We start from the raw sequence: 10,355 nt of genomic DNA, 5'->3' as shown, positions 1-10,355 counted from the left end.
CTCACTACAACAGCAGAGGGGGCTTTGTGTTATGTGAAATTGGATTCAGCATAGTATCTCTAACCTGCTTAGGTGATTAATCTGCTTGAAAACTGGTTGTTTTGCCTCCCAATTCATCAACAATGGTTTGGGTATTAGTAACAAGCATCTTGATATAGCTATCAGCTTTGCTTCCTGCCGGACCGATCGCATCGGCATAGAGGGGCTGACGAGATAGGCGAACATCGGCTTCATCGGCAACGGTCTCTAGAAGACTGGAATTGGTAGTTGTTTCAGTAAAGATGACAGGAACACCTGTTTCTCTAATAGCTTTTGCTAGTGTTTGAACAGTTCTGGCACTGGGCTGTTCCTCTGTACTAATGCCGATCAGTGTTCCAAGTACGGGCAGTTGATACGCCTGGGAATAATACTGAAAAGCATCGTGGGTCGTGACTAACTGCCGTTGAGATTCTGGGATTGTGGCAATTTGCTGGAGGATCCAAGTGTTAAGACGAGTGAGATCTTGTGAGAGTGCTTGGGCATTGGCTTGAAACTGCGGACAATCCCTCGGCTGTAGTTGGCAGAGTTTTTGCTGAATGGATTGAACCATTAGGATGCCGTTGCGCGCATTGCCCCAAACGTGGGGGTCAGGAGCACGACCTAATTTGAGAGGGGCGATCGCTTCTCCTGCTCTCAGAATTGTCGCCTTGCTATCGACACTTATTGCTAGTTTTTCAATTTTTGGTTCCAAGTTATATCCGTTGAGGATAATCAAGTTGGCTTCGGCTAAGGCGACTGTGTCGCGGGGTACAGGCTCATAGACGTGGGGATCATCACCTGGCTGCAGTAAGCCAGTGACCGTAATCGCATCACCGCCAATCTGCTGTGTGAGATCCGTCAGTATCGTTGTGCTGACTACCACCTTCAGTGACTCTGACTGGGAACTATTACGGGTGGATGAGTCTTGGCAGGCAACTAGGCTGATGCTTATGAGCAGCCCGAGAGGAGCTAGCCAGGGAGCAAGACGCGACATCACTGCATCATTTCATTTTTGTTTCATAATAGTCTCATGATCGTTTCATGATGTGCTCTCGTGTCTCAGTCTCTTACGCATCCTGTGCTGCAGGTTCAGCAGCTGAGTGCCAGCTATCGCGATCGCGAGGTGTTGCAGGGACTGAATCTGCAGTTGCGAGCGGGTCAAGTGATTGGGGTTGTTGGGCCGAATGGTGCTGGCAAGAGCACGTTTTTAAAAGCCATCCTTGGGCTTGTGCCGCATCATGGTGAAGTCCTGTGGCGCGGCACATCCCTCACGAGTCAGTTGCAGCGAGTGGCCTACGTCCCGCAGCGGGCACAAGTTGATTTTGACTACCCGGCGACTGTTGAAGATGTCGTTTTGATGGGGCGTGTTGCTCGGACGGGTTGGTTGCGGCGCTTTTCGGCTGCGAGTCAACAAGCTGTGAAGGCTGCTCTAGAGCGCGTCGAATTGTGGGATTTGCGATCGCGACCGATTGGTGAGTTATCAGGTGGACAACAACAGCGGGTGTTTATTGCACGATCGCTGGCTCAAGAAGCAGAACTATTTTTATTGGACGAGCCTTTTGCGGGAATTGATCGCCGTAGCGAAGGATTGCTCTATGCAATTTTGCGAGATCTAGCGCAGCAAGGTCATGGCGTGATTGTGGTGCATCACGATTTAGGACAAGCCACTCAGCAATTTGATGAACTGGTCTTACTTAATCAGCGAGTGATTGCTCAAGGCCACCCCCGGTTAGTCTTGCAGCCCGATCATCTGGCCCAAGCCTATGGGGCGCGACTGGACATTACACGGCATGAGGCGGCTTAGATGGAAGCTCTGCTGGAGCCGTTGCAATATGCCTTCATGCAGCGATCGCTAGCTGTTGCCCTCCTCATCGGGATTTTGGGGGCGATGGCTGGCAGCTACCTGATGGTGCAGCGGTTAGCCTTGCTTGGAGATGCAATTAGTCACTCGGTCTTAGCAGGATTGGCTGCAGCATTTGCCTTGGGTTTACCCCTTGCTTTTGGTGCTTTTATTGCTGGTTTATTGAGTGCGGCTTCGATTGACTTTATCCGAACGCGATCGCCTCTTAAAGCCGATGCCGCAATGGGTATTGTTCTCTCAGCTTTTTTTGCTTTAGGGGTGACCTTGATCACCTTAATTCAGAAGCAAAATAAGATTGACCTCAATCATTTCTTGTTTGGTAACTTGCTGGCTGTTAGTCCTGCTGATCTCCGCGATACGGCAATCGTTGCGAGTTTAGTAGCGATCGCGATCGTGCTCTTTCACAAGGAGTTGCAGTTTTATTGTTTCGATCGCCTCGCTGCGCAAGCTGCTGGATTACCAGTGCGTTGGTTTGATCTTGGCCTCACAGTTATCTTGGCGATGACGATTGTTGTTGCAATGAAAGCAGTTGGTGTGCTGTTGGTCATTGCGATGTTGATTACCCCGCCCGCTACGGCTTATTTATGGGTGCGGCGCTTTGTACCGATGATGCTGTTGGCGATCGCGATTGGAAGTGCTTCTAGTTTGGTTGGTCTTTATCTAAGTTTCTTCTGGGATTTACCTTCGGGGCCAGCCATTGTTCTCGTAGCCTCCTTGGTTTTCGTGATCACAATCCTCATCAACCCGCGTCGGAGTTGGCAAAAACAGGGCTAAGGCCGCTGCAGGGTGCTACTGAAGTACGGACTGAAGTACGGAAACCCCTCCCAATCCAGCGTTGAAGTCCCAAAAAAGGGTGTCCTAGAATGCAGCTACGCAACTGAATCTGTTGCCTTGTTGGATTCTGCCGATCGCTATGGGATTCTTCGATTCTGAAATTGTCCAAGCAGAAGCGCGGCAGTTATTTGAAGACTATCAGTCGCTCATTCAGTTGGGCAGTGATTACGGTAAGTTTGACCGCGAAGGAAAACGCCTGTATATCGATCAAATGGAAGCGATCATGGATCGCTATCGCATCTTTATGAAACGATTTGAACTATCGGATGACTTCTCTGCCAAGATGACAGTCGAGCAAATGAAGACTCAGCTTGGTCAATTTGGTATGACACCTCAGATGATGTTCGAACAAATGCACCAAACGCTCGAGCGAATGAAAGCTCAAATTGAGCCTTAAGCACTTGTATTGCCCAGCAAAACCTGATCTAAATTAACTATTTTCTGATTTAATAGGCTCAATTAAGCGCTAGTTCTTATGGCTTTGGAAAAGGAGAGACAGGCTGATTTCCCAAGGCTTTTTGCATAAATTGACGCCAAATCGGTGCTGCAATTTCACCCCCGGTTGCACCGCCGCCAATCTTGCTGTTGTCATCGTTGCCTAGCCAAACTGAGGCTACTAGCTCAGGGGTGTAGCCCACAAACCAGATGTCACGCTCAGCTGAAGTCGTACCCGTTTTTCCAGCTACCGGGCGGTTGAGTTGAGCCGATCGCCCCGTCCCGCTCGTTACTACGGCCTGCATCATTTGGTTGAGCTGTGCCACAGCTTTGGACTGGAGTTCGGGTTGTGGTCGAGGTGTGTTGTCGAGCAAGCGTCGACCCTGACTATCGCGCACTTGCAGAATCAGCGTTGGCGGCGCATACCAGCCGCCGCTTGCCAATGTCGCATAGGCATTCGTGAGCTCCAGTGGCGTCACCCCGATCGCACCTAGGGGGAGTGAAACAACTGGCTGCATCGGACTACTGATGCCAATCCGGCGACAAATTTCGATGACGCGATCGAGGCCAACCGTTTGCCCTAGTCGCACTGCCGGAATATTGCGCGATTGTGCCAAAGCACTCGTCAGGCTCATGTTGCCAGCAAAACTGCGATCGTAGTTCTGGGGCGAATAGGTTTCCGCACCCAACTGATAGGTAATGGGTGTATCAGCAATAGAACTGCTGGGTGTGTATTTGCCTGTCGCTAAGGCTGCATAGAAGACAAAGGGCTTGAAAGCGGAGCCTGGCTGGCGGCGGGCTTGGGTGACACGGTTGTACTGACTGGTGCGGTAATCGACGCCACCCACCATCGCTTTGATGAAGTGAGTCCGTGGATCGATTGCCACCAAGGCCATCTGCTCTGCCCGCAAGCCCCGCTGCCGATTGCGCTGGTAGTTCTCCTGCACTACTTGCTCAGCCAGGCGCTGCATCCGCAAATCGATTGTGGTTTGCACCCGCAACCCGCCTTGAACAACGGCACTGCGACCAAACTGCTGTGCCAACTCCTGAATAACCGCGTCACTGACATAGGGTGACTGACTCGGACGAAAGGAGGTGATTTCGCCGAATTGCAGGGTTTGATTTGCTGCTGTGGTCGCTGCCGCTGGACTAATCTGACCGATCGCCACCAACCGTTGCAGAACTAAACGCTGTCGCTCTTTTGCACGTTCGAGCCGCTGAGGATCTAGGCGATCGCGTTCATCGAATGGCGTGTAGTACTCCGGTGCCGCAATCAGGGCAGCGAGAAAGCTGGCTTCTGCCCAATCCAACTCTGCTGCTGACTTGTTGAAATAGCTTCGCGACGCCATTTCAACGCCGTAGAGGTTGCGCCCCCAATAGACCTGATTGAGATACAGCTCCAGAATGCGATCCTTGCTGATCACCTGTTCTAGCCGTAACGCCAGCACTGCTTCAGTGAGCTTGCGGCCGATGTTTCGATCCGGCGTCAAAAACAGGTTCTTGACCAGCTGCATCGTTAAGGTTGAGCCACCTTCAACCACGCCACCCGAGCTGAAGTTCGCTAGCAGTGCTCGACCGATGCCAACAGGATCGATACCAAGGTGGTTGTAAAATCCGCTGTCCTCGATCGCGAGAACGGACTGCTGCAGCTTGGGTGAGATGCGATCGAGGGGAACGGTCTCACGGTTGGCTTCATCGTGGAGCGCCGCAATCAGTTCGCCGTTGATGTCATAGATGTAAGTAGTCTGACTGGGGACGTAGCGCCGCAGTAGCCGTACATCGGGCAAGTTGCGGAAGCTGATCGCCAACCCCAAGACGGCACCGATCGCGATCGCGCTGCTGCCGTAAAGGATACGTCCCGGCCATTGTCGGCGCGATCGCTTGGGGAGAGCTTGAGGCGTTGTGAGGCTACCCATCGCCTGTCGAACACTTTCCTCTCAGGATAAGCCCCGCCGTATAATCACGGAGTTCAGCAGACTGGAACAGTGAGCGATTCTTGGGCTTGGCTGCAACGCGGCACACACGAAATTTTTCCTCATCAACCAGAGAGCACCGATCCGGATGTCTCCTTGGTGGCACGCCTGCAAAAAGGCGATCGCCCGCTGCGGATCAAGCTGGGTATTGACCCGACCGGCAGCGATATTCACCTCGGTCACAGCATCATTTTTCGCAAGCTGCGCCAGTTTCAAGACGCGGGTCACACCGCTGTTTTGATCATTGGTGATTTCACGGCGCGGATTGGCGACCCTACCGGCAAGTCGGAAGTACGGCGGCAACTGACGGTGGAGGATGTGCAGCGCAACGCCGAAACCTACCTCGACCAGTTGCGGCCGATTCTGGATTTTGAAACGCTTGGACGATTAGAGATTCGCTACAACTCTGAGTGGCTAGCTGGACTCGATCTCGCCAAAATCTTAGAACTTCTGGGCACGATGACCGTGGGGCAGATGCTGGCGAAAGAGGGCTTTTCGGAACGCTACGAAAAAGGAACACCAGTTTATCTGCACGAGTTTCTCTACCCGCTGATGCAGGGCTACGATTCTGTGGCTGTGCAATCGGATGTGGAACTGGGTGGCACCGATCAAAAGTTCAATATTGCAGTTGGGCGCGATCTACAACGTCACTTTGGTCTGCAACCGCAATTCGGTCTGCTATTGCCGATTTTGATTGGCTTGGATGGCAGCCAAAAAATGTCGAAATCGCTCGGCAATTATGTTGGCTTGAATGAAGATGCCCTGAGCATGTATTCCAAGCTAGAGAAAGTGCCGGATGCATTGATTGAAGATTACTTCGAGTTGCTGACCAATCAGGACTTAGCGGCACTGCCTGAAAATCCCCGCGATCGCCAAAAACTCTTGGCACTTGATGTTGTTGGTCAATATCACGGTGCTGAAGCAGCGCAAGCGGCTCAGAAAGCCGCACAAGAACTGGTACAGGGCAGTGCTGCTCAAGCAGAAGCAGTGCCCGAGTTTCCGCTCAGTCAAGTGAACTTCCCTGCCAAAGCCTTCTACTTAGTCGGTGCGGTTGGATTGGGACTGACTAGCTCGGAAGCCCGCCGTCAAATTCAAGGTGGGGCAGTGCGCCTTGATGGTGAAAAACTAGCCGACCCCAACTACATCTTTGAGGCTCCGACGGAACTCGAAGGGCGGGTGATTCAAGTTGGCAAGAAAAAGTTTGTTCGTTTGGTGGCTCAATAAATGACTGGTTTAGAGCCTCGCGATCGCATTATTGTGCCGCTAGATGTGCCGGATGCTGAAGCTGCGATCGCGTTGATCGATCGCCTGCCTGAAGCACGTTTTTTTAAGGTCGGACTAGAGCTATTTGTAGCGACTGGTGCGACGGTGCTAGAGGCTCTTAAACAGCGCAATAAAAAGATTTTTCTCGACCTCAAATTTCACGATATTCCCAACACAATGGCGGGTGCTTGTCGCAGTGCTGCTCGCTATGGTGTGGACCTGCTGACGATTCATGCCACGGCTGGGAAGCCAGCCCTGGAAGCAGCTCAAGCAGCGGCGATCGCGGGTGCAGAAGCAGCCGGGGTGCAGCCTCCCACTCTGCTAGCCGTGACGGTGTTGACGAGCTTGAGTCAGCAACAGCTCAATGATGAGTTGCATGTACCGGAAGCAGTGCCCAACTACGTTCAGCACTTGGCGCGTCAGGCTGAAGCCTGTGGCATTGGCGGCTGTGTTTGCTCGCCCCAGGAATTGATTGTGGTCAGTACGGCCTGTTCGGATGCGTTTATCCGAGTGACGCCGGGGGTTCGACCGACTTGGGCGGCTGCCGGTGATCAGCAACGGGTGATGACGCCTCAGCAGGCGATCGCAGCGGGAGCCACCTACCTCGTGATTGGCCGGCCAATTACGGCGGCGGATGATCCGGCAGCAGCCTTCCAGCGAGTCTGCGAGGAATTAACGGCATGATTTGGGCTGGGGTCTTGCTGGCGACGACTCCTTGCCAAGCGCCCCTCGAGGCGATCGCGCCGCAACTGCTGCAAGATTTACCGGCCTACGCCAATCGCACTGTGGCGCTTTCCCCTGATCAAAAGCCTCTCGGATCGGTGCTGACAGCAGGGCAGCTGAATTTTGAACCGTTGCCGTTACCGCTGGGTTCATTGCCCGATCGCAGCACCCAACAACTCTTTTTCACTACTTTGGAACGCAGCTTCCTCGGTCAACACAGCAATCTCTCCCAAGGGTTTCACTGGCTATTTTTGACGCCGAGCGATCGGGGTTGGCAATTTGTCAGCCTCTACTCCCAGTGGGGGCCTTATCCGTTAGCCGATCGCCCGACAACACCGCCCCAAGAAAGCAGTGGCGGTCGCATTGGTCAGGCCGTTCAAACGTGGCTGCGGGACTGCCGTGCCAATTTCCTTAGTTCAGGATCGTTCTGAACCTTTCCTGCTCAGCTCGCTTTGAAATGCTGAAAGCCGCGATCGAGGCTGAGAATTTCGTAGAGATCGCCGATCGTGAGCTGAACAATTGGCTCTGCTGTAATCCGCCCGATCGCTTGTGCTTCATCGCCTAGCCTTGTGAGAAGTGCTTGCGCCCAATCTGCCGGTAGGCAGAGCACTAACTCAAAATCTTCGCCGCCGTAGAGAGCAGCTTGAATCAGGCGATCGCGATCGAAATCAGCGGCTTGCGGTAGTGGTAAAGCATCAATCACTGCCCCGACCTGACTAGCTCGGCAGATTTGTAGCACTGCATCCGCCAAGCCATCGCTGCTATCCATGCCAGCTACCCGCCACGCTGTTTGAGGGGGCTGCGATCGCGTGAGCAACGGCACAACATCTAAACGTGGATAGGGCGTTTGATGGGCAGCGATCGCTCGTGCTCGTACCGGCTCTGGCAGCACCCATTCTTGGAGCAGATGCCCCAGCCCGAGGCGGGACAGGCCATGGGTTCCTGTCGCCACAATCCAGTCGTCAACCTGCGCAGTCGATCGCCGAATCACGCGATCGGGATCAACCCAACCCAATGCAGTGACCGCGAGGGTTGCTGTGGGTGATCGGCTTAAATCGCCGCCAATCAGCGGACAGTCGTACTGTCGCAGACAGCGTTCAAGCCCCTGATAAATTGCCTCTAGCCAACTCAGCGGGCGATCGCTCGGTAAGGCCAGGGCCAAAGTGATTCCAGCCGGTTGAGCCCCCATCGCTGCAAGGTCAGACAAGTTAGCTGCAGCTGCCCGCCAACCAATCGCTTCCGGTGGCGTGGTGGCATTGCTGAAATGCACACCCTCTACCAAGACATCGCTACTGACAACGAGCTGCTGTCCTGCTGGGGGTGTCAGGATTGCCGCATCATCGCCTCGTTGTTCTGGTGGACAAAAGGCTTGCATCAGTGGCAACAAGCCTTGTTCACCTAAGTCACCCAGGCTGCGATCGCCCACAAATGCTGACCCTAGCTGGGCTGAATTAAATGCTCAGCGCCAGCAACCACTTTTGCCTTGAGGATTTTGTCTTCGGGGCGAAGTTTCTCGAGGACTTCTTTCCCTTCCACAACATAGCCAAAGGCGGCATAGCGACCATCGATCAAGTTCAGACCCGCAGGTGTCAGCTCCGGTTCAAACAGGAAGAAGAAGAACTGCGAGGAGCCGCCATTGAGGTTATCGCTGGGGCGAGCCCAACCCAAGGTACCGAAGGCCGAGAAGGGCAGCACCGGATTATCGGTATAGCGCCCTAGTTCTTCCAAAGTTGCACCGTAGACCGGCTCGCGATCGCCTTCCACCAAAATTTCTAGTGGAATTTGGCGCTCTTGCTTCGTTTTGGGATCGATGAAGCCAGTCTCAGGGCCGACAGGATCGCCAATTTGTAAGACGTAGAAGTCTTCAGCGCGAGTGAAAGGCAGGCCATTGTAGAAGCCGCGCTGCACTAAATCGACAAAGTTGCCAGCGGTAATTGGGGCGCTATAGCCATCCACGACCAGCGTCAAATCGCCTTGGGTGGTTTCAACCGCGATCGTGGCGCGACCCTCGAGGCGAGGCAGGTTGCGATACTCAGCAGGGACTTCGAAGGGGAAACCCTCGACCATCAATTCTTCGATTTCGCCAACAACTGCGAGGAAGTGATTGCGAGCAGCTTGAACCTCGGGTTTATTCTTCGCTGCAGTCGCTTCTTCTAGCTTGCTGAGGTCTGTTTTCAGCTCAGCCAAAAGTGCTTCAGCCTGCGGTCGCCGCTCCTCAGGGACTGCCGCCAGAATATTTTTGGGGCGCAGGTTTAGCACCTTCGACACATGCTTGAGGTTGCGCTCGATCGGTGCCCAACGCTTGGCGCGGAGGTTATCTGACAGCCCTTCAATATCTTTTTGGACTTCGCGGATATCAGGATTGTCGATCGGTAGTGCGTAGCGCAACAATGCCCGGCCATCCGTGATTGCGTTACCCGGCGGCAAGCCCGCGATCGCAGCAGGGGCGATGGCGATCGCCGGCAGGATTAAAGCGAAGCTCAGGGCGAATAGGCGGGGCAGCCAAGTCGCAGCGCGACGTCCCAAAGACAGCATGATAGAGCCAGCGAAAGCGTCCAATTCTCTCACTATGCCACAGGGCCTTGGGCCGCCCACGTCAGAAGCGATCGCCCTGAGCAGTAGAATGTGTTGCGTTCGTTCTCCGCTCTTTCACAGCCGCACGTCATGATCTCTAGCAACGACTTTCGAACCGGAACCACGATCGAAATTGACGGCGCTGTTTGGCGGGTGGTGGAATTCTTGCACGTTAAACCGGGTAAGGGATCGGCGTTTGTGCGGACCAAGCTGAAGAATGCCAAAACCGGCAACGTGGTTGAAAAAACCTTTCGTGCTGGCGAAACCGTCCCCCAAGCTGTTCTCGAAAAAAGTACGCTGCAGTACACCTACAAAGATGCCGATGACTTCGTGTTCATGGACATGGAGTCCTACGAAGAAGCCCGCTTGAATGCAGCCACGATTGGCGATCGCGTCAAATACCTGAAAGAGGGTATGGAAGCGACGGTAATCACTTGGAATAGCCAAGTGATTGAGGTCGAACTGCCCAACTCGGTGGTTTTGGAAGTCATTGAGACGGACCCCGGCGTCAAGGGCGACACGGCGACCGGTGGTACCAAACCGGCCAAAGTCGAGACCGGCGCTCAGGTGATGGTGCCTCTGTTCATCTCGGTGGGCGAGCGAATCAAAATCGACACTCGCAACGATTCCTACCTCGGTCGGGAATAGAGGCCAATCGCTGTTATCCGAACTGA

Annotated in this window: 11 protein-coding genes; 7 read left to right on the top strand and 4 right to left on the bottom strand. The window is 53.8% G+C overall.

Annotation, left to right across the window (positions count from 1 at the left end):
• Nucleotides 1-76: 76 nt before the first annotated feature.
• On the bottom strand, nucleotides 77-901 hold the full coding sequence (locus DOP62_RS08685) for a metal ABC transporter solute-binding protein, Zn/Mn family (protein WP_261789987.1): 825 nt from the start codon (nucleotides 899-901) through the stop codon (nucleotides 77-79).
• A gap of 171 nt (nucleotides 902-1,072) precedes the next feature.
• Between DOP62_RS08685 and DOP62_RS08680 the strand changes: the two genes are divergently transcribed.
• From DOP62_RS08680 to DOP62_RS08670, 3 genes are all read left to right on the top strand, one after another.
• Nucleotides 1,073-1,822, top strand: coding sequence for a metal ABC transporter ATP-binding protein (locus DOP62_RS08680; RefSeq protein WP_208675556.1), 750 nt, complete (start codon nucleotides 1,073-1,075; stop codon nucleotides 1,820-1,822).
• Complete coding sequence (locus DOP62_RS08675; protein ID WP_208675558.1) at nucleotides 1,823-2,653, top strand: metal ABC transporter permease; 831 nt, start codon at nucleotides 1,823-1,825, stop codon at nucleotides 2,651-2,653. It abuts the gene before it with no gap.
• 139 nt (nucleotides 2,654-2,792) lie between these two features.
• The gene (locus tag DOP62_RS08670) at nucleotides 2,793-3,110 is read left to right on the top strand and encodes a DUF1825 family protein (protein WP_208675560.1); all 318 of its coding nucleotides are present in this window, start codon (nucleotides 2,793-2,795) and stop codon (nucleotides 3,108-3,110) included.
• A gap of 76 nt (nucleotides 3,111-3,186) precedes the next feature.
• On the opposite strand, the gene DOP62_RS08665 is transcribed toward DOP62_RS08670, so the two are convergent.
• A complete protein-coding gene (locus DOP62_RS08665) occupies nucleotides 3,187-5,064 on the bottom strand; it encodes a transglycosylase domain-containing protein (protein ID WP_208675563.1) in 1,878 nt (625 codons plus the stop codon).
• Nucleotides 5,065-5,133: 69 nt separating this feature from the next.
• Here DOP62_RS08665 and tyrS point away from each other — a divergent pair, with 69 nt between their 5' ends.
• The 3 genes from tyrS to DOP62_RS08650 are packed head-to-tail and all read left to right on the top strand — an operon-like array spanning nucleotide 5,134 to nucleotide 7,538.
• Nucleotides 5,134-6,345 (top strand): tyrosine--tRNA ligase, encoded by a 1,212-nt coding sequence (tyrS, locus tag DOP62_RS08660; protein WP_208675565.1) that lies wholly within the window; start codon nucleotides 5,134-5,136, stop codon nucleotides 6,343-6,345.
• Nucleotides 6,346-7,068, top strand: coding sequence for an orotidine-5'-phosphate decarboxylase (gene pyrF / locus DOP62_RS08655; RefSeq protein WP_370538773.1), 723 nt, complete (start codon nucleotides 6,346-6,348; stop codon nucleotides 7,066-7,068).
• Complete coding sequence (locus DOP62_RS08650; RefSeq protein ID WP_208675568.1) at nucleotides 7,065-7,538, top strand: hypothetical protein; 474 nt, start codon at nucleotides 7,065-7,067, stop codon at nucleotides 7,536-7,538. Before pyrF ends, DOP62_RS08650 begins: the two co-directional genes overlap by 4 nt.
• A gap of 11 nt (nucleotides 7,539-7,549) precedes the next feature.
• On the opposite strand, the gene thiL is transcribed toward DOP62_RS08650, so the two are convergent.
• Nucleotides 7,550-8,533 carry a thiamine-phosphate kinase gene (thiL, locus tag DOP62_RS08645; RefSeq protein ID WP_208675570.1) on the bottom strand — a complete coding sequence of 328 codons (984 nt, stop codon included), beginning with the start codon at nucleotides 8,531-8,533 and terminating at the stop codon, nucleotides 7,550-7,552.
• Between the two features lie 11 nt (nucleotides 8,534-8,544).
• A complete protein-coding gene (psbQ, locus tag DOP62_RS08640; protein WP_208675572.1) occupies nucleotides 8,545-9,642 on the bottom strand; it encodes a photosystem II protein PsbQ in 1,098 nt (365 codons plus the stop codon).
• Between the two features lie 129 nt (nucleotides 9,643-9,771).
• Here psbQ and efp point away from each other — a divergent pair, with 129 nt between their 5' ends.
• Entirely contained in the window at nucleotides 9,772-10,329 is a 558-nt protein-coding gene (efp, locus tag DOP62_RS08635) for an elongation factor P (protein ID WP_208676854.1), read from the top strand.
• Nucleotides 10,330-10,355: the final 26 nt, after the last annotated feature.

Source organism: Synechococcus elongatus PCC 11801, from assembly GCF_003846445.2.
GTDB lineage: Bacteria > Cyanobacteriota > Cyanobacteriia > Synechococcales > Synechococcaceae > Synechococcus > Synechococcus elongatus_A.
This window is presented reverse-complemented; position numbering and strand designations above follow the sequence as displayed.

Bases quoted from the DNA above. Each gene is read 5' to 3' on its own strand.
- DOP62_RS08650 (WP_208675568.1), top strand. From the start codon at position 7,065: ATGATTTGGGCTGGGGTCTTGCTGGCGACGACTCCTTGCCAAGCGCCC.
- DOP62_RS08675 (WP_208675558.1), top strand. From the start codon at position 1,823: ATGGAAGCTCTGCTGGAGCCGTTGCAATATGCCTTCATGCAGCGATCG.
- psbQ (WP_208675572.1), bottom strand. From the start codon at position 9,642: ATGCTGTCTTTGGGACGTCGCGCTGCGACTTGGCTGCCCCGCCTATTC.
- pyrF (WP_370538773.1), top strand. From the start codon at position 6,346: ATGACTGGTTTAGAGCCTCGCGATCGCATTATTGTGCCGCTAGATGTG.
- DOP62_RS08665 (WP_208675563.1), bottom strand. From the start codon at position 5,064: ATGGGTAGCCTCACAACGCCTCAAGCTCTCCCCAAGCGATCGCGCCGA.
- efp (WP_208676854.1), top strand. From the start codon at position 9,772: ATGATCTCTAGCAACGACTTTCGAACCGGAACCACGATCGAAATTGAC.
- DOP62_RS08670 (WP_208675560.1), top strand. From the start codon at position 2,793: ATGGGATTCTTCGATTCTGAAATTGTCCAAGCAGAAGCGCGGCAGTTA.